Origin of the sequence: Actinomadura vinacea (genome assembly GCF_039532545.1) — a bacterium.
Taxonomy (GTDB): Bacteria; Actinomycetota; Actinomycetes; order Streptosporangiales; family Streptosporangiaceae; genus Spirillospora; species Spirillospora vinacea.
In genome coordinates, this window is sequence record NZ_BAAARW010000027.1 from 67,351 (window position 1) to 89,208 (window position 21,858).

Here is a 21,858-nt window from a genome sequence, read left to right on the forward strand (position 1 = left end):
TCGTTCAGCACCGGACGCGCCCCGGGTGAACGGAGGATCTGCGTGAGACGGATCATGCCCTTCTCGATGATCGAGGGCGTCCCGGCGCCGGTGGGCCGATGAGCGGCTCGCGAACGGGCGCCGCCGCCGCCCGCTATGCCGGCGCCCGCGTCCCACGGGTGGAGGACCTGCGGCTGCTGACCGGCCACGGCGGGTTCGTCGACGACGTCGTCCGCCCGGGCATGCTGCACGCGCATTTCGTCCGCAGCCCGATGGCGCGGGCCCGCATCGCCGGCATCGACGCCTCCGAGGCGCTGGAACTCGAAGGCGTCCATGCCGTTTTCACCGCCGAGGACCTGAACCCGGAGGTGCGCGATCCCTGGTACTCGCTGATCGGCCGTGATGTCGCGGACGCGCCGCGGCCCCCGCTGGCCGAGGGTGAGGTGCGGTTCGTGGGGGACCCGGTGGCGCTGGTGGTCGCCGAAGACCGCTACGTCGCCGAGGACGCGGCCGAGCTGGTCCTCGTCGACTACGAGCCGCTGCCGCCGGTCGTCGACTACGCCACCGCCCAGGACGCCGGGGAACTCGTGCACGCCGGCCATCCCGGCAACCTCGTCGGCGAGCTCGGCGGACGCCCGGTGGCGGATCTGGCCGAGGCCTTCGACCGTGCGGCCCATGTGGCGCGGGAGACGATCCACCAGCAGGCCTACGCGGCCGTGCCCATGGAGACCCGCGGGCTGATCGCGGAGTGGTCGCCGCCCGAGGGTGAGATGACGATCTGGGCGTCCACCCAGGTTCCGCACGAGATGCGCCTGTTCTGCGGCCGGCTGCTGGGCCTGTCCGAGCACCGGATCCGGGTCGTGATGCGCGACACCGGCGGTGGTTTCGGGCAGAAGGCCGTGCCGCAGCGCGAGGACATGTGCGTCATGCTGGCCGCGCGAAAGGTCCCCGCCGCGCTGAAATGGATCGAGGACCGGCAGGAGAACCTCACCTCGGCCGGGCAGGGCCGCCACGAGCACGCGGACGCCCGGATCGCCTTCGACGCCGACGGCCGGATCCTGGCCGCAGCGATCGACCACGTCCAGGACGCGGGCGCCTACCCGGTGCCGTGGCCGGTGCAGACGACCGCCGTCGTCGGTCTGCTCTTCCCCGGGCCTTACCGGGTCCCCCAGGCCACGTTCTCCTGCAAGTCGGTCTTCTCCAACACCACCGGCCGCACGGCCTACCGCGGCCCTTGGCAGTTCGAGTCGCTGGCCCGCGAGGTGCTCCTGGACATCGCGGCGCGCGAGATGGGGATCGACCCGGTCGAGCTCCGCCGCCGGAACCTGCTGCGGCGGGACGAGCTGCCGGTGACGAACCCCAACGGCATGCCCTACAGCGACATCACGCCGCTGGAGACCTTCGAGCAGGCGCTCGAGATGCTGGACTACGAGGCGTTCCGGCGGGAACAGGAGCGGGCCCGCGCCGCGGGCCGCCACATCGGGGTGGGCACCTGCACCTACGTCGAGCCGACCACGAGCGGGATGGGCTTCCACGCCACCGAGGGCGCGACGATCCGGATCGAGCCCTCGGGCAAGGTCAACGTGTACGTGGCGGGCGGCTCGACCGGCAACAGCCTGGAGACCACCGTCGTCCAGCTCACCGCCGACGCGCTCGGCGCGGACATCGCCGACGTCAACACCATCCAGGGCGACACGGCGATCACGCCGTTCGGCGGCGGCACCGGCGGCAGCCGCTCGGGTTCGATGACCGCGGGCGCCATCGCCGAGACCGCGTCGATCCTGCGGGAACGCATGGTGGCGATCGCCGCGCACCACCTGGAGGCGGCCGCCGGGGACATCGAGCTGACCGGCGGGCGGGCCCGCGTACGCGGCACGCCCGACATCGGGCTGACCTTCCCCGAGATCGCCTCCATCGCCTACTTCCAGCCCGAGAAGCTGCCGCCCGGCGTGCCCCCGGGCCTGGAGCACAGCGGCCGCTACCGGGCGCGGAGCCCGATGATCTGGGCGAACGCGACGCACGTGTGCACGTGCGAAGTGGACGTCGTGACGGGCGAGGTGAAGCTGCTGCGCTACATCGTCAGCGAGGACTGCGGCCCGATGATCAACCCGGACGTGGTGGAGGGGCAGATCGCCGGCGGCACCGTGCAGGGGATCGGCGGCGCGCTCTACGAGCACTTCGGCTACGACGGCGACGGCAATCCGCTCACCACCACCTTCATGGACTACCTCCTGCCGACCACCACCGAGGTGCCCGTCATCGAGTACGGCCACGTCGAGACGCCGGGGCCCGGGCAAGGCGGCTACAAGGGCGTCGGCGAGGGCGGCGCGATCGGCGCGCCGCCCGCCGTGGTGAACGCGGTGGCCGACGCGCTCGCGCCGCTCGGCGTCAAGATCACCAGGCTGCCGCTGTCCCCGGCGTCCATCGCGGACCTGGTGAGCGAGGGGACGGCCGCGAAATGAAACCGGCACCGTTCGACTATCACGCGCCCTCGACGATCGAGGAGGCGGTCGGCCTGCTCGCCGAACTGGGCGAGGACGCCAAGGCGATCGCCGGAGGGCAGAGCCTGGTCCCCATGCTCGCCCTGCGGCTGGCGGCCTTCGACCACCTCGTCGACCTGCGCCGGGTGGCGGGACTGCGGGGCGTCGAGCGGCGCGACGGGTCGCTGTGGATCGGAGCCGGTACGACGCAGGCCGCGATCCAGCGGTCCGCGGAGGTCGCCGAGGCCGTTCCGCTGCTGGCCCGCGCCACCCCTCTGATCGGCCACTTCCAGATCCGCAACCGCGGCACCGTCGGGGGTTCGATCGCGCACGCCGACGCCGCCGCCGAATACCCCGCGGTGGCCCTGGCCCTGGACGCGCGGCTCGAGGCGTTCTCGCCCCGGGGGCACCGGACCATTCCCGCCGCCCGCTTCTTCACCGGCCTGTGGAGCACCGACCTGGCCGACGACGAGCTGCTGACGGGGATCACCTTCCCGGCCCGCGGCCCGCGCAGCGGATTCGCGGTCGAGGAGTACGCCCGCCGGCACGGCGACTTCGCGATCGCCGGCGCCGCCGTCGCGATCGGGCTGGACGCCGGCGCCCGGATCCGGCACTGCGGCATCGGCCTGTTCGGCCTCGGCCCGACGGCGCTGCGCGCCTCGGCCGCGGAGTCGGCGGTGACCGGCTCCGCGGCCGCCGAGGTCCCGCCCGACGACGTCGGCCGGACCGCCATGGCGGAGCTCCGGTCGGTCCCGTCCGACCTGCACGGGTCCGCCGACTACCGCAGGCGCGTGGGGGCGGCGATGGTGGCACGTGCCTGGCAGAAGGCCCTCCGGGAGGCGAGCGATGGCTGAGATCGACATCGAGATGAAGGTCAACGGCAGGGTGCGGCGCGCGAGCGTACAGCCCCGGCTCACCCTCGCCGACTTCCTTCGGGGGAACTGCCAGCTGACGGGGACGCACCTGGGCTGCGAGCACGGAGTCTGCGGCGCGTGCACGGTCCTGGTGGACGGCGAGGCCGTCCGCGCCTGCCTGGTGTTCGCCGTCCAGGCCGACGGCACGGACGTCACGACCGTCGAGGGCATCGCCTCACCCGACGGCGAGCTGTCCCCCGTGCAGAAGGCCTTCCGGGAACACCATGGACTGCAGTGCGGATTCTGCACCCCGGGCTTCATCGTCTCGGCCACGGCGCTCCTGCGGGAGAACCCCGATCCCACCGACGACCAGATCCGGGAGGGCCTGTCGGGCAACCTGTGCCGCTGCACCGGTTACCAGGGAATCCTCAAGGCCGTCCGGGCGGCGGCGGACGAGTCCGCCCCCCGGCGCTGAAACCACTGACAGCAAGGATCCGGATGAAACTGGAGAACAGCCTCAGCATCCCCGTGACCGTGCCGGAGGCCTGGCGGGTACTGCTCGACATCGAGCGGATCGCCCCCTGCGTGCCCGGGGCGACCCTCACCGCACGCGACGGCGACCGCTACACCGGCAAGATCAAGGTCAAGCTGGGGCCCATCGGCCTGACCTACAGCGGCACCGTCACCTTCGTCTCCCAGGACGAGGACGCCAGGATCGCGGTGCTGGAGGCCGCCGGCCGGGAGACCCGGGGCAACGGGACCGCGAAGGCCGTCGTCACCTGCCGGCTCGTGGAGGCCGGCGAGGCGACCGATGTCCTGGTGGAGACCGATCTCGCCATCACCGGCAAACCCGCCCAGTTCGGCCGCGGCGCCCTGGCGGAGGTGGCGGGCACGCTCATCGGCCGGTTCGCCGCCAACCTCGCCGAGGTGATCTCCGCCGGGTCCCCGGGCGGCGGCACGGAGCCGCACCGGGCGGACACGTCCGACGCGCCGGCGGCCGGATCCGAGCCGATCGACCTGCTCGACACGGCGGGCGGCGGGATCATCAAGCGCATCGGTCCCGCGGCCGCGGTCACCGCCCTGCTCCTGCTCCTCCTCGTGCTCCGCCGGCTGGGCCGGCGAGGTCAGGAATCCTCGGCGGCGGGGGAGAAGTCGTAGATCAAGCGGATCGCGCTGTCGATGCTCTCGTACACGTTGTCGATCGTCACGCGGCCCATGATCCAGCCGCGCAGTCCGCCGTCGAGAACGGCGCTGAGCGTGTAGATGATCGCCTGGTGATCCGCGTCGGACCGGGTATCGCCGTTGAAAGCCGATTGCACGATGTGGATGAACGCCTTGTCGAGCGAGCGGTAGATGTCGACGACATAGGGGTCGGACGCCGATTGGAGCACCACGAGGACCCGGAAGAACTGCGGTTGCAACTGAAAGGCGCGAATCGTGCGATGGAGCACGTCCCGCACCCGCTCCTTCTCCGTCCCCTCGGGCGGGGCGGTCCGGTCCAGCTTGCGCTGGAGGCCTTCCTGCCAGGCCAGGAATGCGGCCGCGAACAGGTGTTCCTTCGACGTGAAGTACCGGTAGAGGGTGCCCAGGGCCACGCCGGAGTCGCGCGCGACGTCCAACACCTTGACCCGGTCGTAATCGCTGTTCGAAAGGCTCCGCAGCGCGGCGCGGATGATGCGTTCGCGGCGCTCGCGCTGGTCCCGGCGAAGCGTCTCGGGCGCGACCGGGCCCGAGGCATCGGCGATCATCGACACTTCCCCCCGCCGCGTCCGGACAATGAACCTAGAATACAAGTCTAGTCCAGCGGCGGTCAGCGGGTGATCTTCTCGTAGGGGTTGCGGCCGTTGAAGTCCTGGATCCCTCCCAGCGGGATCATCTTCCCCGCCTTCCGGTCGAACCTCTGCTGCGCCACGCCCTCGATGAGGTAGTGGTCGTCGGGGTCGGTGACGAGCTTGACGCCCGGCAGGTAGAAGTTGGGGCCGGTGAAGTTCATGTTGTGGGCCGCCTCCATGACCCCGGCACGGTCCATGGTCTCGGCGTGCTCGATCGCCCATGTCATGAACATCGCGGCGGTCCATCCGGTGGTCGCCGAGGACGGGAGCGTCTTCGCGCCCCCCGGGGTCTTCCGGAGCCATTCCTTGAACAGCTTGACGGCCGGGATACCGGCGTTCTCCGGGGCGTCGGTGTCGTACGCGTTGGTGGAGATGACCAGGCCGTCTCCGGCGCCGGGTTCCAGCTTCTTCAGGAGGGATTGGCTGATCTGCGCCGACTGGATGATCCGGGGCTTCCAGCCGCCGGCGTGCACGTGGTTCAGCGCCTGCATGGCCTGGAGCCCGACGGCGACGTCGTAGAAGGTGTCGGCGCCGGTGGCGGCGAGGCTGGTGATCTGGTTGCCGACGTCGGGGTCGGTGGACTCGAAGGTCTCGACCTTGACGATCCGGATGCCCGATCCGGCGATCCCCTTCTTGAAGCCCTGCAGATACGCGCGTCCGAGGTCGTCGTCCTGATGCAGGACCGCGACCTTCGCGTCGGGGTCGACCGACTTCAGGTACTCGCCGCTGGCCCTCGCTTCGAGCAGGTACGAAATGCTCCCCGCGGGCCCTCCCCAGGGATGGCGGGGGTTGCCGAGTTCGGGCGCCCCGGAGGAGGCGAACAGGGACGGCAGGCATTCCTGCGCGAGCAGCGGCCGGGCCGCCAGGTTGCCGGACGTGCCGAACAGGCCGAGCAGCGCGAACACCTTGTCCTCGTTGATCAGCGCGGAGACGTTCGCCTTGGCCTTGGTCGCCACGTACTGGTCGTCCTTGGCGACGATCTCGACCTTGCGCCGCCTGCCGTCCGCGCCTTTGACGCCGCCCATGCTGTTGACGTAATTGAAATAGGCGTTCATCCCGACGACGAACCCGCCGCCGATGGCGACGAGAGGGCCCGACAGCGGCTGCGACACGCCGAGCTTGATCGTGGTGTCGGTGAGGCCCACCGTGCCGTTGTCGGGGCAGTTCTCGAGTGCCCGGTCGCCGGAGCCGGACCGCGCCCCGGAAAAGGCGGCGCTGCCGCTGCAGGCGGTGAGCCCGAGGGAGAGCAGCGCCACGGCGGCGGACAGGCGCGTGCGCGACATGGATGACATCGGGTTCTCCTTGATGTGCATGTCAGGCGGCGTCGAGGGTCGGCTGCGGGCTGATCGATTCCTCCTTGGCGGCGGTGCCGCGCAAGCGCCGGACCAGGTCACGCAGTCCGCCCGCGAGGCCGCCGGGGAGGAAGAGGGCGAGGAGGATCAGTAGCACGCCGTAGACGGCGGGCGTGAGCTGGGGATCGACACCGAGCTCGGGCAGCAGCTCGGGGACGTAGTACAGGAACAGCGCGCCCATGATCGGTCCGACCAGCGTGCCGGAACCGCCCACGGCCATGCCGAGCAGCAGGTTGATCGACAGCAGGACGGTGAAGTCACCGGGGCTGACGAACTGGTGGGCGACGGTGAACATCCATCCGGAGACCCCGGCGATGGCGGCGCTGCCCGCGAACACGCCGACCTTGACCGCCCTGACGTTGATGCCGACCGTGTGCGCCGCCACCTGCTGGTCCCGGATCGCGATCACCGCACGCCCGAGCGAGCCGTGCACGATGTTGCGGATCAGCAGGAAGACCAGAGCGGCGATCAGCAGCAGCACCCAGTACTGCCAGGCGACGTCGCTGACGCCCAATGCCGCCGGTGCCTCCAGCGACTCGTCCACCGTCAGCCCGGCCGTGCCTCCCGTCCAGTCGGTAAGGCGTACCGGTACCTGTGGGAACACCAGGGCCAGGGCTATCGTGACCAGGGCCAGGTTCATGCCGCGGATGCGCAGTGCGGGCACGCCCGCGCCGGCGCCCACCGCACCCGCGATGAGGGCGGCGACCGGCAGCGCCGTCCAGTACGACCACCCGTAGCTCTGCACCGCGAGTGCGGTGGTGTAGGCGCCGAGTCCCATGAAGGCGCTGTGGCCGATCGACGGCTGCCCGTTGAAGCCCGTCAGCAGATTGAGGCTCATCACCGCGACGGTGAGGACGAGCACCTGCAGAAGACCCCGGATACCGGCCACGCCCAGGACGAAGGGCGCGGCGAAGAGCAGGACGAACCCGACGATCCACGGCAGCGCCGGGACGATCGACCGTTGTGCGCTCGTGTTCATACCCGCTCCACGGGAACTCGGCCGAACAGTCCTTGCGGACGGACCAGCAGGACAAGAAGGATCACCGCGAACGCGGTCGCGAGCTGGAGCTGGGTGCCGATGAACGGCAGGTACCCGGCGGCCAGGGATTGGATCAGGCCGACGAGCACGCCTCCCACCAGCGCTCCGAACGGGCTGTCGAAGCCGCCGACGACCGCCGCGGCGAAGCCGTAGAGCAGCAGGGCGGCCATCATGTTCGTGCTGACGTACACGACGGGTGCCACGAGGATCGCCGCGAGGGCGCCGATGGCCGACGCCAGCCCCCAGCCGATCATCATCATGCGGCCGACGTCGATGCCCGCGAGCCTGCTCGACGCCGGGTTCATCGCGGCGGCGCGCAGGCCGAGGCCGAGCTTGGTGCCCATGAACAGCTGCCGGATGAGCAGCGCCACGACCAGGAGCACGGCGACCGTGCCCAGTTCCATGTACGTGATGGTGACGCCGCCGAGATCCACTCCGCCCGAGGGGAACGGCGAGTCCAGCCGTTCGGTGTCGGTGGTGAAGACGTACCCGGCCAGCGAGTTGATCGCCAGGTACAACCCGAGGGTGACGATCAGCAGCGTCAGCGGCCCGCTGCCGGTGAAGGGCCGGATCACGGTGCGTTCGAGCGCCGCGCCGAGCAGGAACGCGAAGACCAGGCCGGCGGAGATGGCGACCGCCAGGGCCAGGCCGAAGCCCAGTCTCTCGTCGGCGAGCTTCCAGACCACGAAGGTGCTGAACATCGCCATCTCGCCCTGGGCGAAGTTCACGAGCCCCGTCGAGCGGTGGATCAGCACGAGGGCCAGTGCCACCGCGCCGTAGAGGAAGCCGTTCGACGTCCCGTCGACCAGCCGTTGGATGACCAGTTCCATGGCGGCCTCAAACTCCCAGGTAGGCCCGGCGGATGGAGTCGTCGGCGCGGATCTCCGCCGCGGTGCCGGCCGCGACGATCCGGCCGTGCTCCAGCACGTGCGCACGGTCGGCGATCGACAGCGCGATCTGGGCGTTCTGCTCGACGACGAGCATCGCGGTCCCGGTCCGCTCGTTCGTCTCGGCCAGGGTTCGGAAGAGCTCGGCGGTCACCATCGGCGCCAGCCCCATCGAAGGCTCGTCCAGGAGCAGCAGCTTCGGGGCGCCCATCAGCGCCCGGGCCACCGCGAGCATCTGCTGTTCGCCGCCGCTCATGCTTCCCGCGGCCTGGCCGCGCCGCTCGCGCAGCGGTGGGAAGAGCTCGAACATCCGCTCCATGGCGGGGCGCACCTCCGCGGACGGACGGTGGTACGCACCGACCCGCAGATTCTCCTCGACGGTGAGGTCGACGAAGGTGCCGCGGCCTTCGGGCGCGTGCCCGATGCCCAGCCTGGCGCGCTGGTCGGCGCGCAGCCTGCCCACCTGCTCGCCGTCGAACTCGATCGACCCCTGGCCGGGGATCTCTCCGCTGAGCGCCCGCAGGGTGGTGGTCTTGCCCGCGCCGTTCGCCCCGAGGATGACCACGATCTCGCCGGGGTCCACCCGGAAGTCCAGGTCCCGCAGCACGATCAGGGAGCCGTAGCCCGCGGTGAGCGCCTTGACGCCGAGCAGCGCGGTCATGCGGCGGCTCCCAGGTAGGCGGCCACGACGGCCGGGTCGTTCGACACCTCGCCGGGCAGTCCCGCTGCGATGACCTTCCCGAGGTTGAGCACGATCACCTTGTCCGAGATGGACATCACCAGCCCCATGTGGTGCTCCACCAGGACGACGGTGAGCCCGTGCGCGTCGCGCAGCGCTTGGATCGTTCCGCCGAGCTCGTCGACCTCGCCGTGGGTGAGGCCGGCGGCCGGCTCGTCCAGCAGCAGCATGCGGGACCCGCTCATCACCGCCCGGGCGATCTCGACGCGTTTCAGCGTGCCGAACGGAAGGCCGCCGGCCGGTGTGTCCGCGAGGTGGGCCAGCTTGTGCTCGTCCAGCAGGTCGAGCGCCCTGGCCCGCGCCTCCCGCTCGCGGCGCCGCTCCCCGGGCCAGCGCACCGCGCACGACAGGACGCTGGACCGGTACGAGGTGTGCCCTCCCACCAGCACGTTCTCGAGCACGGTCATGCGGGGGAACAGGGCGAGGTTCTGGAAGGTGCGCCCGATTCCTCTGGAGGCGAGTGCGTGGGACGGCAGCGCCAGGACGTTCTCGCCGCCGAACTCGACGACGCCGCCGTCGGGCCGGTACAGCCCGCTGACGCAGTTGAACACGCTGCTCTTCCCGGCGCCGTTGGGGCCGACCAGGGCGACGAGGGAGCCTTCCGGCACCCCGAAGGACACCCCGTCCAGCGCGCGGACGCCGCCGAACCGCAGGGTCAGGTCTCGTACTTCGAGGAGGTTCACCGGGGATCTCCTCGACGGTGGGGGACGGGTGGGCTGATGGCGATCACGTGACCGCCCCCTTCCTCTGTGACACTTCGACGTCCGGAGGTTGCGACTTCCAAGGACGCGGAGGCGCCGGGGCCGGTCAGCGGACCTGTTCCCGCGGCAGCCCCAGGACCTGTTCGGCGATCACGTTCAGCTGGATCTCGCTGGTGCCTCCGCCGATCAGCAGCGACGGCACCGAGAGGAACGCTTGGGCGGTGTCGTCGTCCTGGCCGGTGAGGACGCTCGCCCGGGCGCCCGCCCAACCCAGTTCCACGCGGCGGACCTCCGCGGCGTTCCAGGACGAGGCGACCTTGAGCACGCTGGACTCGGCGCCCGGCCGCAGGCCCGACAGCCGCTTGAGGAAGACCCGCTGCCCCAGCGCCTCGAAGGCGTTGATCCTGGCGGTCAGCGCCCCGATGTCCCGCACCACCTCGGGTCCGTCGGCGCCGAGCGTCTCGGCGGTGCGGGCCGGACGCTCCCGCACGCCGGACATGCCGCTCCCGATGCTCACCCGCTCGTTGCCCAGGGTGGTGCGGGCCAGCCGCCAGCCCTCGCCCGGCCGCCCGACGAGGCAGTCGCCGGGGACGAAGACGTCGTCGAAGAACACCTCGTTGAACATGTAGCCGCCGTTGGCCTCGCGCAGCGGCCGGACCCGCAGGCCGGGGGAGCGCATGTCGACGAGGAAGTAGCTCAGCCCCTTGTGCTTGGGCGCGTCGGGGTCGGTCCTGGCCAGGCAGATGCCCCAGTCGGCCTCGTGGGCGCTGGACGTCCACACCTTCTGGCCGTTGAGCAGCCAGCCGCCGTCCCGCCGCTCCGCCCGCGACCTCAGCGAGGCGAGGTCCGAGCCGGCCGCCGGCTCGCTGAACAGCTGGCACCACACGATCTCGCCGCGGAGCGTCGGCATGACGAACCGTTCCCGCTGGGACTCGGTCCCGTGCTCGATGATCGTGGGCAGGGCCCACTCTCCGACGACGGTCGACGGCTGGGCGAGGCCCGCCCGCTCGTACTCCTGGGAGATCACGACCTGGGCGGCCGGGTCCGCCGCCATCCCGTACGGCTCCGGGTAGTGCGGGGAGACCAGACGGGCCTCCGCCAGCATCCGCCGCCGCTCGTCCGCCGGCGCGGCCGCGACCGCGCGGAGCGCTTCCGCGACCCGGGCGCGCAGGCCCGGCTCCTCGTGGGACAGGTCGATCGTCCTGGTGCGCTCGGTGACGCGGGCGAGCCGTCCCGCGCATTCCTCCCAGCCGTGCACAGGGCCGAGCAGAGCGGCCAGGCTCATCCCCCGCCGCCAGTACAGGTGGGCGTCATGCTCCCAGGTGTAGCCGATGCCGCCGAACAGGGTGACGGTCTCCAGTCCCAGTTCGGCGATCCCGCCGAGGCAGGTGACCGCCGCGGAGGCCGCCGCCAGCGCGAACTGCTCCCGGTCCCGGCCCAGGGCCGAGGCCGCGTCCCAGGCGGCCGCCGACATGAGCCGGCTCTGGACGAACATCCTCGCGCACTTGTGCTTGATGGCCTGGAACGAACCGACCGCGCGGCCGAACTGCTCGCGCACCTTGACGTACTCCAGCCCGGTCTCCTGGCACCAGCGCGCGATGCCGGTGGCCTCCGCGGAGAACAGCGCGGCGGCGAGCGACCGCAGCTCGGTGCTGTCGATCGAGAGCACCCGGTCGGACGGTACGAGCAGCCCCTCGGCCGTGACGCAGCCGATGTCGCGGGTCGGATCCACCCCGGACTCGCGGGTGACCTTGACCGCGTCCCGGTCGTCCGGCTCCAGCAGGAACCAGACGGTGCCCTCCGGGGCCTGCGCGCCGAGGACCACGTGCTCAGCGCTGAGGGCGCCGAGCACGGGCGCCGTCGTGCCGGTCACCTCCCAGCCGTCGCGCCCGCGGACGGCGGCAAGGCCCTCCGCGGTGGTGGCGCACGCGCCCGTGGAGCCTGCGGCGAAGCGGGGCAGCACTTTGGCGCACAGCTCCGCGCGGCCGTGCCGTGACACGACCAGGCTGGTCAGCAGGGTGGGCAGCAGGGGACCGGGCATCAGCCGCCGTCCGGTCTCCTCCAGGACGACGGCGAGCTCGACCAGCCCCGCGTCGTCACCGCCGTATCGGGCGGGAAGGTGCAGCGCGAGGATGCCCTGCTCCACCAGGTGGGGCCAGATCGCCGGCCACATGCCGGCGGCCAGGTCCTCGAACTCGGCCCGGGTCGATTCCGAGCTCACATGCCGGGCGGTGAATCCCGAGACGGACTCGGCCAGCGCCCGCTGCTCCTCGGTCAACGCGATTGACATGTCCGTCCCGCCCTACTTGTCCAGCTTGAGGACGCGGCGGCTGTTCTCGTACAGGAACTTCGGCCACACCTCGTCCTTGAAGGGCACGCGGGGCATGTCGGTGAAGATCCGCTCCAGGGAGAGCCCCATCGGGAAGTAGCCCGCATAGATGATCTTGTCGGCGCCCCGCGTGTTGGCGTACTTGATGATCGCTTCGGGGTAGTGCTTGGGCGCGAACGCCGAGGTGGAGTAGTAGAGGTTGGGCCACTTGAGCATCAGCTTCACGGCGAGCCGCTCCCAGGGCTCGCACCCGTGCCGGGTGACGAATACCAGGTCGGGAAAGTCGTACATGACGGTGTCGATCAGCGCGACCTCCTGCGGGGCGAACTTCAGCCTGGGTCCGGGGACGCCGGCGCAGACGAAGATCGGGATGTCCAGCTCGACGCAGGTGGCGTAGATCGGGTACATCTTCGGGTCGTCGATCGCGACCTGCGGGAAGGTCCCGGCGGGAAAGGCGCCCACGGCGCGGATGCCGTGCGTCTCGTAGTCGCGCCGCAACGCCTGCACGCTGCCCATCACGTCGTTCGGATCGTCGATGTTGCCCGCCGGGATGAACCGGTCCGGATGCCGCTTGAGCGCGGTACGGGAGGTCTCGTCGGAGACGCCGATCAGGCCCTGCGCGATGCCGAAGCGGTCCATCTCCCGCAGCGTGACGCCGATCGGGTCGTCGGCGGGAAGGTCCTTGGGCACCTGCTTGAACATGTACTCCGCGGGGAACCGCATCTCCTCCAGCGAGCCGCGGTCCTTGGTCTGCCGGCGGATGAAGTCGTACTGGGAGAAGTCCTCGTGCGGAAATCCGATCATCGTGTCGACGACGGGCAGGCCGGACGGCATGGCCATGAACGATTCCTTTCCGGGTCTGCGTGCTATCTTGAAACAAGAATTCAGTTTCGACAAGGGGGTGGAAGTCGGATCGTCTCGCAGTGCCATGCCCTGGGTGACAGCATGAGCTCGCTCAAACTGAAATCTCATTCTGTGCTGGCGCGCGGCCGCTCCTCCTGCTCCAGCCGCTGCTTCAGCAGCTTGCCGGTCTCGGTGTAGGGAAGCGCCTCCCGGAACTCCACCCGCGCCGGGACCTTGAACGACGCCAGCGCCGCCGCACACCACTCGCGCACCTGCTCCTCGCCGAGCCGGGAACCCGCGCGGCGCACGACGAAGGCCTTGGGCTCCTGCCCGTACTCGGGGCTGTCGACGCCGATGACCGCGGTCTCCACGATGTCGGGGTGCTCGATCAGGCGGTTCTCGATCTCGATCGGATAGACGTTCTCGCCGCCGCGGAGGATCATGTCCCGCCGCCGGCTCTCGAGATACAGCAGGCCGTCGCGGATCCGTCCGAAGTCGCCGGTCCGGTACCAGCGGTCCTCGCCGAGACAGGCCCGGGTGGCCGCGGGGTCCTCCCAGTAGCCGAGGAAGACCGACGGCGTGCGCAGGTGGATCTCGCCGGCCTCGCCCTCGGGCAGGACCTCCCCGTCCTCACCGCGGACCTGCACCTCGACGGTCGGCTGCGCCGGCCCGACGGACTCCGGTACGGCGAGGAAGAGGTCGCCGCCGGTCAGGGTGCCCAGACCGACCGTCTCGCTCATACCGTAGCCGTTGCCCAGCCGCAGCGCCGGCAGGCGCTCGTGCAGTCGGCGCACCAGTTCGGGCGGGAACACCGCCCCGCCGGAACCGGCGCTGGTCACGGAGCCGAGGTCGTAGGAGTCGATGTCGGGATGGCGGAGCAACCGCCAGTACTGGGTGGGCACGCCCGACCAGGTCGTGACCCTGTGCTCGGCCGTCAGCCGCAGCCAGACCTCCGGATCCCAGGGGCCGGGCGGCGGGAAGACCAGCTTGGAGGGAAAGGCCGCTCCGGTGATGAGGACGGCGACCAGGCCGGAGATATGGAACATCGGGCTGGACACGATGAAGCAGTTCTGCGGCGGGGGCGCGGCCGGCGCGGGCGAGCCGGCGGCCGCGATCGCCGCGCCGAGCAGGTTCACCATCGCGAAGTTGATGATGTTGCGATGCGACAGCGTCGCGCCCTTGGGACGTCCGGTCGTCCCGCTCGTGAAGAGGATGACCACCGGGGCGTCCTCGGAGATCTCGGGCGGGGACGGCGCCCTGCCCCGGAACGCGCGCGCCTCGGCGTGCAGCTCGTCGAGCAGCCTGACGGGCACCCCCGGGGGAACGGACCCGGGCCCGAGGCGGGCGAGCCGGCGCTCGTCTCCCGCGACGAGCACCGGCTGCGACAGCTCGATCCCGTAGTCGAGCTCCGGGCCGGTCCACCAGCCGTTGAGGCTGGTGATGACACCGCCGAGCGAGACCACCGCCCACATGAGGATCGCGTACTCGGCATGGTTGGCGGCGACGATCGCGACGCGGTCCCCGGCCCGGACGCGGTACCGCTCGCTCAGCAGCACGGCCGCGGCGTCGATGTCCGCGAGCGCCTGGCGGTAGGTCCACCGCCGCCGCGGCGAGATCAGGAACGGCCGGTCCAGCGCGGCGGCGGACCGCGCGTCGAGCAGCCTGCGCAGCGTGCGCGGCCGCTGCGCGAACACGAGGTGGTCGTGGCCGAGCACCGGCTCGGTGACGAGTTCGAAGGGGGCGCCCGGACCGAGCAGCGCCTCGCGGACGTCCGGCGGTACGACGGCGGAACCTTGCCAGCGCAAACGTGACGGCCGCACCCGGGCCGGCTCATCCATGGCGTGTGCGTCCCGCGCGAGTTCCACGGCCGCCCCCGGTCAGACCGGACGGCGGGTGGCGAGGAACAGGCCGCTGTCGCGCATGACCGTCCGGCACTGCTCCGGGGTGTAGTCGAAGTTCTGCAGGTCCTTGATGTACGACGCGGGCTCGGCCAGACCCTCGACGTGCGGGTAGTCCGAACCCATCAGGATGTGCTCGGCGCCCACCAGCCGGAGCAGACCGGCCAGTTCGTCCTCATAGAAGGGTGAGACCCAGATGTGCCGCTTGAAGGTCTCCCGGGGATCCTCCGGGAAGAGATGGGGGATCTGACCATAGGCCTTGGTCAGCTTCTCGAAGAGGTGGAAGACCCAAGCCGAACCGACCTCGATGGAGGCCACCCGCAGGTTCGGAAAGCGGTGGAAGAGCCCCAGGGCGAGGTGGCTGCCGATGGTGTCCTGCAGGGCGTCGGCGGACACCAGGCCGCGGAAGGCGTTGGCTCGGAACGCCTCAGTGAAATCGCTCTCGCCCCAGGCTTTGAGGTACTTCGTGTACGCCGTCTCGCCACCGTGGTAGAGCACCGTGATACCCGAATCGTTCGCCAGCTTCCAGAACGGGTCGAACATGGGGTCGGCGGGAGCACGCGACCCGACCTCGGTCATCACCGGTCCTCCCACCATCACGACGAACCGCGCGTCGCGTTCGAGGGCCCACTCCAGCTCTTCCGCGGCATTGGCCGGGTCGGAGAGCGTGATGTAAGGGGCGGCGAAGAGCCGCTCCTGGTAGGCGAAACCCCAGTCCTCCTCCAGCCAGCGGTTGAACGCGCGGAAGGCGGCCCGCTGGGCGGGCAGGTCGTCGACCAGCGCCTGCTCCATGCCGACCCCGAGGGTGGGCAGCATGATGCACCCCTGCATGCCCTGCTCGTCCATCAGCGCGATGCGGGCATCGCGGTCGCGGTACTCCGGACGGATGGGCTCGAGATCGCCGAACAGCCTGCTCGGATCGGCGTTCCGCGGGTTGCGCCCGCGGAAGTACTCGTCCATGACACCGGGAGCCGCGACCGGATCGAACGTCGGGTTCGGGATGAACTTGTTGATCTTCCCTCCGACCAGGAGGCGGGTCTTGCCGTCGATCCGCGCCCACTGCATGGCGCGCTTGCGGTACTCCGGCTCGAGGTGGCGCGTGAACGCGTCCAGGGCCTCGTAGTAGTGGTTGTCGCAGTCGAAGAAGCGGAACGGCAGTTCGGTCGTCATGTGTGTTGCCCTTCGTGAGGGATCAGCGACGGACCGCCCCGGGCGACTGGCCAGAGCGGCCGCTCGGATGCCACTTCAAGCTAGAACAGAATTCTTGTTCTGACAAGGATCGCTCGACCGGGCGGCGCCGCTCGACCGTCGGTTCGGCCGCATGCCAGGTGCTTCCGCTTGGCCGACCGGCACCGGATGGCTCCGGCCAGGGGCATCGGGATAGAACAGAATTCCTATTTAAGGATCGACGTCGGCAACGGTCCGCTAACGGTCACTTCGTCCGATGGCGGTACGCCCTCCCCGTCGGACGATCTCCAGTGCGAGATCATCGAAGGGAAGCGCCTATGCGTCGAATAATCCGGCCGCTCGCCGTGGTCGTCCTCGCGGCCGTCACCACGGCCTCCGGGACGGCCGCGGCCGCCGAGCGGGGCGGCCCCCTCGCCCCGGACTCCGGGCCCCTGGCGGGCGGTAAGCTGCGCGCCACCGCCGATCAGCCGTTCGTGGGCGACCGCGGCCCGGAGACCCTCAAGGGTCCCAACCTCCAGCCGGTGTGGGGCCCCGCCGACACCGGTACCTGGGGGCAGGACACCTACGACCAGATCCGTGCCAAGGGCTTCACCAGCGTGCGGTTCGTGCTGTTCTGGAGCCATTTCGAGCCGGCCCAAGGCCAGTGGAACGAGACGGCCTTCACGGTGCTGTCGAAGGCGCTCGCCCGCGCCAAGGCCGCCGGGCTGTACGTCGTCATGGACTCCGTGCACCTGGTCGGCGAGGACGAAGGCCAGCGGGACGTGCCCGTGTGGGCGCGCGAGACCGACGGCATGGAGGCGGTCGCCGCCAACGGCCTCGGCTTCCTGAAGGAGCTGGCGTCCCGGTACGGCGACGACGAGACGGTCGCCGCCTACGACCCCGTCAACGAGCCGCATCGCTGGCCGGTCGACCACGCCGGCGTCCTGGCCGACTACACCAAGATCGTGAACGCGATCCGGACGGTGGACGCCGACACGAGCATCGTCATCGAGCCGACCTATGGCGACGCCAAGGTCCCGGCTTCGGCGTTCGCCTCGTTCACGCCGTCCTCGCGCACGGGGCTGATCTGGTCGTTCCATGACTACTACGTGGGCGACGCCGGCGAGGGCTACGACGCCAACGGCGTGGGCAAGAGCCCGAACGCCTCGGACGGCACGACCGGCTACAACGCCTCAGGCAAGGCCAACATGGCGACGCACCTGCAGGTCCAGATCGACATCGCGGCGCGGGCCGGGATGCCGCTGTGGATCGGCGAGTTCGGGATCGGCGCGGGTGCGACCGGGCACGACCAGTTCATCAAGGACAAGGTGGCCCTCTACAAGTCCAAGGGCATCGGCTACGCCTGGTGGGAGTACAGCGACGACGGCACCTTCGCCATGGTCGACGGTAACGACGCCTGGAAGCCCTGGGTCTCCTACCTGTTCTGACCCCGGAGTCCGCACGTCCTGAACGGCAAGAGGGCACGGCCCCGATCGCGGTCGGATCGGGGCCGTGCCGTTGGACGGCACTCCCGGCGAACGGGGTGACAACCGAGGGCCGGGCTGCAAGGCTTTTCGTCGCACCTTGTTCGCCTTTGTGGTGATCGGGATGCCATCGGTCGGCGCGCTCCCGGGGAGCGGCGCGGCACAGGGGACACGGGAGGGCGACGGTTGTGACCGTTTCGATGGTGAAGGGCCAGCGGATCTCGCTGGAGAAGCCGGGCGGAACGCTGCGCATGGTCCGGATGGGCCTGGGCTGGGACGCGGTGCGGAAAGAGGGCTTCTTCGGCTCCCGGCAACGGGAGGTCGACCTCGACGCCTCCTGCGTGCTCTTCGCCGACGGCCGCCTCGCCGACGTGGTCTTCTTCGGCAAGCTGGTCAGCGACGACGGCTCGGTCCGGCACACCGGGGACAACCTGACCGGCGCGGGCGACGGCGACGACGAGTCGCTGATCGTCGATCTGGCCAGGGTGCCGGTGCACGTCAGCTCGCTGGTGTTCACCGTGAGCTCGTTCAACGGGCAGACCTTCGACGAAGTGGACAACGCCTTCTGCCGGCTGGTCAACGAGAGCGAGGGCGGCGAGCTGGCCCGGTACACGCTGACCGGCGGAGGCGCCCATACCGCCATGGTGATGGCCCGGCTCTACCGGCACGGCGAGGGGTGGAAGATGAACGCGATCGGTGAGCCGTGCAGCGGCCGTACCTTCGAGGACATGCTGCCGACGATCGCCGGTCTGGCCTGACCCGCGATGCTCGAACTCTCGCGCGGCGCCAACACCCCGCTGCCCGCCCTGCGGGTGACCGCCACCGTGTCCTGCGCCCTGCCCGTGGACGTCAGCGCCCTGCTGGTGGGCCCGGACCTGCGCGTGCGCTCCGATTCCGACCTGGTGTTCTTCAACGCCCCCGAGGCGTCCGGCGTGCGCTGGACCGACGGCGGCGGCCGCCAGCGCGTCGACCTCGACCTCGACGCCGTCCCCGCGGACGCCCAGGCGGTGCTCATCGCGGTCAGCCTGGCCGGGAGCGGGGTCTCGTTCGGGGCGGTGCCGCCCCCGCAGGTCCAGCTCGGCGCGTCCGGAGGCGAGCCGGTGGCGCTGTTCACCGTCGCGGGACTGGGCCCCGAGAAGGCGATCATCGCGCTGGAGCTCTACCGCCGCGCCGACCGCTGGAAGGTGCGCGCCGTCGGGCAGGGCTACGCCGGCGGGCTGGCCGAGCTGGTCGAGGCGCACGGCGTCGAGGTGGACGACCCGGGCGAGGCGGCCGACGGGGCAGCGCAGCGGGGCATGGGCGCACCGCCGCCCGGCCCCGCCGTCGGGGCGCCGCCGGGCCACCCGGCCCCGCCGCCCGCCCCGCAGGGGACGCCCGAACCGCAGGCGCCGTCCGCCGCGGAGGTCGGCTACCTGGAACGGTGCTGGCTGGTCTGGGAGGACGCGAGCCGCTCGGTGGCCGCGTCCCGCGCGTCCACCGAGCACGCGCTCAACATCCGCAACGACGAGGTCGCGGGGCGGGCGCCGCGCGGGCGCTTCGAGCAGCTCATGGCGGCGGCCGACCAGCGGCTTCGGGGCGACGCCGCGCAGCTGCGCGACGAGCTGGCCCGGGTGGAGCCGCACGTCACCGCCGAGGCGGCGCCGTTCGAGGCGCCCTCCTGGCTGACCTGGCGGCCCCGCGCCGACCTGGCCGAGGGGATGCTGCTGGGGCGGCTGTCCACCGCGGAGCTGCCCGATCTGCGGGTGCCGCTCCTCCTGCCGGTGCCCTGGCGGCGCGGCGTGTGGATCTCGCGGGGCACGGTGCCCGGCGACGCGGCCGCCTACGCCTGGTCGCTGGTGACCCGGTTCCTGGCCGCCGTCCCGCCCGGGCTGGTCGGGCTGGAGGTGATCGACGCGGCGGGACTGTCGGGCGCCGGCTGGCTGAACGCGCTCGACCCGGCCCGCGGCGCCGGGCTGCTGGGCGGCGGGGTGGCGGCCGGCCCGGCCGCGGCCGAGCGGCTCCGGCGGCTGCTCGACCTGGTGGACCTGCGCCGGATCGGCGGCCCGGACGGCGAGCCGCCCTCCGGGCCGGGCGGCGGCCCGCCGCTGCGGCTGGTGGTGATCATGGACGCCGGTGCCGCCCTCGACGGCGAGGAGGCGCACCGGCTGCTGCGCCTGGTGGAGGACGGACCGCTGGTCGGGGTCCCGGTGCTGCTGGTGGAGACCGACACCCCGGCCGCCGAGTCCGTGCGCGCCATCCGGCTCCGGCAGTCCTGCAACAACCTCCCGGCCGGCCAGGGCATGGTCGGCGACTCGTGGGTGGGCGTGGACTGGACGCTCACCCCGGAGGTGCTCCCGGACGGCGGCGACGGCTCGCGCGCCCCGGCGCTGCTCGCACACGTGCTCGGCGCCCACGCGCGCACCATCGCCTCGTACGACTAGGGGTACGTCACGTCCGGCCGCCGCGCCGCGGGGTGACGAGGCCGGATTCGTAGGCGAACACCACGAGCTGGGCGCGGTCCCTGGCGCGCAGCTTGGTCATCGCCCTGCTGACGTGCGTCTTCGCGGTGGTCGGGCTGATCACCATGTGCGCGGCGATCTCGTCGTTGGACAGGCCCCGGGCCACCAGCGCGGTGACCTCGCGCTCGCGGTTGGTCAGCACGTCGAGCCCCTCGGGCGCGGGCGCGGGGCGGCGGGTGACGTACTCGCCGATCAGGCGGCGGGTGATCGCGGGGGACAGCAGCGCGTCGCCGCGGGCCGCGACTCTGACGCCCTGCAGCAGGTCGGCGGGCTCGGTGTCCTTGACCATGAAGCCGCAGGCACCGGTGCGGAGCGCGTCGAAGACGTACTCGTCGAGGCCGTAGTTGGTGAGGATCACGACGTGCACGCCGCTCAGCCGCTCGTCGCCGGCGATCAGCCGGGTCGCCTCGATGCCGTCCATCACCGGCATCTGGATGTCGACGAGGGCGACGTCGGGCCGGTGCTCGAGGGCGAGCGCGACGCCCTGCTCGCCGTTCGCGGCCTCGGCCACCACCTCGATGTCGTCCTCGATCTCCAGCAGGGCCCGGAAGCCGCCGCGAATGAGCGCCTGGTCGTCCACGAGCAGCACGCGGATCACGATGGTTCTCCAGCCGGTTCTCTCAGGGGGAGCTCGGCGTGCACGGTGAAGCCGCCCTCGGCGCGGGGCTCGGCCCGCAGCCGGCCGCCGAGCGCGGCGACGCGCTCGCGCATGCCGAGCAGACCCTTGCCGGGCACGGGCGGCGCGTCCGGGTCGGCCTCGCCGTCGTCGTCGACCCGCACGACCAGTTCCCCGTCCGCGTAGTCGATGCGCACCGCCGCGGCCGCCCCGCCGGCGTGCCTGGAGACGTTGGTGAGCGCCTCCTGGACGATCCGGTACGCGGCCCGGTCCACCTCGGCGGGCAGCTCCCGCCGCGTGCCGGAGATCGTCACCGTGGCCGGCAGCCCGGTGGAGCGGGCCCGCTCCACCAGGTCGTCGAGCCGGTCGAGGCCGCTGGCCAGGGGCTCGCCGTCGGAGTGGTCGGGGTCGCGCAGCACTTCGAGGGTGGCGCGCAGCTCGCGCATGGCGTCGCCGCTGGCCTCCTGGATGGCCAGCAGCGCCGGGGGCACGTCCTCGCCGCGCTTGCGGGCCACGTGGACGGCCACCCCGGCCTGGACCTTGATGACCGAGATGCTGTGCGTGAGCGAATCGTGCAGTTCCCTCGCGATGCGCAGCCGCTCCTCGCCCGCGCGGCGCCGGGCCGCCTCGTCGCGGGTGCGCTCGGCCTCGGCCGCCCGCCGCTCGGCCTCCTCCAGGTACGCCTGCCGGTGCCGGGTCACCGTCGCCGCCACGCCGGACGCCACGAACCAGCCGAGCAGCAGCGAGACGTCCAGGAGAACCTGCCAGGACCCGTCGGCGCCGGGCAGGTTCGCCACCAGGCCGGTGCCCAGGAAGACCACGCCCGCCAGCGCCGCGGCCGGCAGCCGGCCGGCCCTGACCGCGGCGAACACCGACACCATCACGGGAAAGGCGGCCGCCGGGCCCGGCTGGATGCGCGCCTCGACCACGAGCATGCAGGCCGTGCTGACGAGCAACGACACCAGGGGCGCCCGCCGCCATGCGACGAGCGCGAGCGAGCCGCCCAGGGCGGCCGCGAGATCCAGCGCGCCCGCGTGCGGCGCGACGAACACGACGACCGACAGCAGGACGGCCATCGCCGCGGCGAGCAGGCCGTCCTGGGCAAGCGGCGGCCACCGGTCCATAAAGCTCATTTGTGTAGATTAAGGGCCTTTGTGTTG

General features: G+C 71.5%; 19 protein-coding genes. 7 read left to right on the forward strand and 12 right to left on the reverse strand.

Annotated features, from left to right (window positions below):
• Positions 1-98 precede the first annotated feature (98 nt).
• Genes ABD340_RS35215 through ABD340_RS35230 form a run of 4 tightly spaced genes read left to right on the forward strand, consistent with a single transcriptional unit; the run spans position 99 to position 4,471 of the window.
• Positions 99-2,441: a xanthine dehydrogenase family protein molybdopterin-binding subunit gene (locus tag ABD340_RS35215; RefSeq protein ID WP_344594969.1), complete on the forward strand. Its 2,343-nt coding sequence runs from the start codon at positions 99-101 to the stop codon at positions 2,439-2,441.
• Positions 2,438-3,313 carry an FAD binding domain-containing protein gene (locus tag ABD340_RS35220; protein WP_344594970.1) on the forward strand — a complete coding sequence of 292 codons (876 nt, stop codon included), beginning with the start codon at positions 2,438-2,440 and terminating at the stop codon, positions 3,311-3,313. Before ABD340_RS35215 ends, ABD340_RS35220 begins: the two co-directional genes overlap by 4 nt.
• Positions 3,306-3,788, forward strand: coding sequence for a (2Fe-2S)-binding protein (locus tag ABD340_RS35225; protein ID WP_344594972.1), 483 nt, complete (start codon positions 3,306-3,308; stop codon positions 3,786-3,788). The genes ABD340_RS35220 and ABD340_RS35225 overlap by 8 nt, the downstream gene beginning before the upstream one ends.
• Positions 3,789-3,811: 23 nt before the next feature.
• A complete protein-coding gene (locus ABD340_RS35230) occupies positions 3,812-4,471 on the forward strand; it encodes an SRPBCC family protein (RefSeq protein WP_344594973.1) in 660 nt (219 codons plus the stop codon).
• On the opposite strand, the gene ABD340_RS35235 is transcribed toward ABD340_RS35230, so the two are convergent.
• The 10 genes from ABD340_RS35235 to ABD340_RS35280 form a co-directional block, all read right to left on the reverse strand.
• Positions 4,438-5,061 carry a TetR/AcrR family transcriptional regulator gene (locus ABD340_RS35235; RefSeq protein WP_344594974.1) on the reverse strand — a complete coding sequence of 208 codons (624 nt, stop codon included), beginning with the start codon at positions 5,059-5,061 and terminating at the stop codon, positions 4,438-4,440. The two genes, ABD340_RS35230 and ABD340_RS35235, sit on opposite strands and share 34 nt — an antisense overlap.
• 62 nt (positions 5,062-5,123) lie before the next feature.
• Positions 5,124-6,437 carry an ABC transporter substrate-binding protein gene (locus ABD340_RS35240; RefSeq protein ID WP_344594976.1) on the reverse strand — a complete coding sequence of 438 codons (1,314 nt, stop codon included), beginning with the start codon at positions 6,435-6,437 and terminating at the stop codon, positions 5,124-5,126.
• A gap of 22 nt (positions 6,438-6,459) precedes the next feature.
• Positions 6,460-7,476 (reverse strand): branched-chain amino acid ABC transporter permease, encoded by a 1,017-nt coding sequence (locus ABD340_RS35245; RefSeq protein WP_344594978.1) that lies wholly within the window; start codon positions 7,474-7,476, stop codon positions 6,460-6,462.
• On the reverse strand, positions 7,473-8,366 hold the full coding sequence (locus ABD340_RS35250; protein WP_344594980.1) for a branched-chain amino acid ABC transporter permease: 894 nt from the start codon (positions 8,364-8,366) through the stop codon (positions 7,473-7,475). The genes ABD340_RS35245 and ABD340_RS35250 overlap by 4 nt, the downstream gene beginning before the upstream one ends.
• Before the next feature lie 7 nt (positions 8,367-8,373).
• The gene (locus ABD340_RS35255) at positions 8,374-9,084 is read right to left on the reverse strand and encodes an ABC transporter ATP-binding protein (protein WP_344594981.1); all 711 of its coding nucleotides are present in this window, start codon (positions 9,082-9,084) and stop codon (positions 8,374-8,376) included.
• Positions 9,081-9,845: an ABC transporter ATP-binding protein gene (locus ABD340_RS35260; RefSeq protein ID WP_344594983.1), complete on the reverse strand. Its 765-nt coding sequence runs from the start codon at positions 9,843-9,845 to the stop codon at positions 9,081-9,083. The genes ABD340_RS35255 and ABD340_RS35260 overlap by 4 nt, the downstream gene beginning before the upstream one ends.
• A gap of 124 nt (positions 9,846-9,969) precedes the next feature.
• Complete coding sequence (locus tag ABD340_RS35265) at positions 9,970-12,153, reverse strand: acyl-CoA dehydrogenase family protein (protein WP_344594985.1); 2,184 nt, start codon at positions 12,151-12,153, stop codon at positions 9,970-9,972.
• Positions 12,154-12,165: 12 nt separating this feature from the next.
• Complete coding sequence (locus ABD340_RS35270; RefSeq protein WP_344594987.1) at positions 12,166-13,032, reverse strand: amidohydrolase family protein; 867 nt, start codon at positions 13,030-13,032, stop codon at positions 12,166-12,168.
• Positions 13,033-13,160: 128 nt separating this feature from the next.
• Entirely contained in the window at positions 13,161-14,873 is a 1,713-nt protein-coding gene (locus ABD340_RS35275) for a class I adenylate-forming enzyme family protein (RefSeq protein ID WP_344594989.1), read from the reverse strand.
• 39 nt (positions 14,874-14,912) lie between these two features.
• Positions 14,913-16,103, reverse strand: coding sequence for an amidohydrolase family protein (locus ABD340_RS35280; RefSeq protein ID WP_344594991.1), 1,191 nt, complete (start codon positions 16,101-16,103; stop codon positions 14,913-14,915).
• 335 nt (positions 16,104-16,438) lie between these two features.
• Here ABD340_RS35280 and ABD340_RS35285 point away from each other — a divergent pair, with 335 nt between their 5' ends.
• From ABD340_RS35285 to ABD340_RS35295, 3 genes are all read left to right on the forward strand, one after another.
• Positions 16,439-17,548, forward strand: a complete 1,110-nt coding sequence (locus ABD340_RS35285; RefSeq protein WP_344594992.1) for a glycoside hydrolase family 5 protein — start codon at positions 16,439-16,441, stop codon at positions 17,546-17,548.
• Positions 17,549-17,772: 224 nt separating this feature from the next.
• Positions 17,773-18,342 (forward strand): TerD family protein, encoded by a 570-nt coding sequence (locus ABD340_RS35290; protein ID WP_344594994.1) that lies wholly within the window; start codon positions 17,773-17,775, stop codon positions 18,340-18,342.
• Positions 18,343-18,348: 6 nt separating this feature from the next.
• Positions 18,349-20,004: a TerD family protein gene (locus tag ABD340_RS35295; protein WP_344594995.1), complete on the forward strand. Its 1,656-nt coding sequence runs from the start codon at positions 18,349-18,351 to the stop codon at positions 20,002-20,004.
• Between the two features lie 7 nt (positions 20,005-20,011).
• Here the strand turns inward: ABD340_RS35295 and ABD340_RS35300 are convergent, their stop codons facing one another.
• Both ABD340_RS35300 and ABD340_RS35305 read right to left on the reverse strand, forming a co-directional pair.
• Positions 20,012-20,680 (reverse strand): response regulator, encoded by a 669-nt coding sequence (locus ABD340_RS35300; RefSeq protein WP_344594997.1) that lies wholly within the window; start codon positions 20,678-20,680, stop codon positions 20,012-20,014.
• Positions 20,677-21,831 (reverse strand): sensor histidine kinase, encoded by a 1,155-nt coding sequence (locus tag ABD340_RS35305; RefSeq protein ID WP_344594998.1) that lies wholly within the window; start codon positions 21,829-21,831, stop codon positions 20,677-20,679. The genes ABD340_RS35300 and ABD340_RS35305 overlap by 4 nt, the downstream gene beginning before the upstream one ends.
• Positions 21,832-21,858 lie beyond the last annotated feature (27 nt).

Coding starts and splice junctions, on each gene's coding strand:
- ABD340_RS35265 (WP_344594985.1), bottom strand. CDS start 12,153: ATGTCAATCGCGTTGACCGAGGAGCAGCGGGCGCTGGCCGAGTCCGTC.
- ABD340_RS35250 (WP_344594980.1), bottom strand. CDS start 8,366: ATGGAACTGGTCATCCAACGGCTGGTCGACGGGACGTCGAACGGCTTC.
- ABD340_RS35225 (WP_344594972.1), top strand. CDS start 3,306: ATGGCTGAGATCGACATCGAGATGAAGGTCAACGGCAGGGTGCGGCGC.
- ABD340_RS35285 (WP_344594992.1), top strand. CDS start 16,439: ATGCGTCGAATAATCCGGCCGCTCGCCGTGGTCGTCCTCGCGGCCGTC.
- ABD340_RS35235 (WP_344594974.1), bottom strand. CDS start 5,061: ATGATCGCCGATGCCTCGGGCCCGGTCGCGCCCGAGACGCTTCGCCGG.
- ABD340_RS35255 (WP_344594981.1), bottom strand. CDS start 9,084: ATGACCGCGCTGCTCGGCGTCAAGGCGCTCACCGCGGGCTACGGCTCC.
- ABD340_RS35275 (WP_344594989.1), bottom strand. CDS start 14,873: ATGGATGAGCCGGCCCGGGTGCGGCCGTCACGTTTGCGCTGGCAAGGT.
- ABD340_RS35230 (WP_344594973.1), top strand. CDS start 3,812: ATGAAACTGGAGAACAGCCTCAGCATCCCCGTGACCGTGCCGGAGGCC.
- ABD340_RS35220 (WP_344594970.1), top strand. CDS start 2,438: ATGAAACCGGCACCGTTCGACTATCACGCGCCCTCGACGATCGAGGAG.
- ABD340_RS35215 (WP_344594969.1), top strand. CDS start 99: ATGAGCGGCTCGCGAACGGGCGCCGCCGCCGCCCGCTATGCCGGCGCC.
- ABD340_RS35245 (WP_344594978.1), bottom strand. CDS start 7,476: ATGAACACGAGCGCACAACGGTCGATCGTCCCGGCGCTGCCGTGGATC.
- ABD340_RS35270 (WP_344594987.1), bottom strand. CDS start 13,032: ATGGCCATGCCGTCCGGCCTGCCCGTCGTCGACACGATGATCGGATTT.
- ABD340_RS35305 (WP_344594998.1), bottom strand. CDS start 21,831: ATGAGCTTTATGGACCGGTGGCCGCCGCTTGCCCAGGACGGCCTGCTC.
- ABD340_RS35280 (WP_344594991.1), bottom strand. CDS start 16,103: ATGACGACCGAACTGCCGTTCCGCTTCTTCGACTGCGACAACCACTAC.
- ABD340_RS35295 (WP_344594995.1), top strand. CDS start 18,349: ATGCTCGAACTCTCGCGCGGCGCCAACACCCCGCTGCCCGCCCTGCGG.
- ABD340_RS35240 (WP_344594976.1), bottom strand. CDS start 6,437: ATGTCATCCATGTCGCGCACGCGCCTGTCCGCCGCCGTGGCGCTGCTC.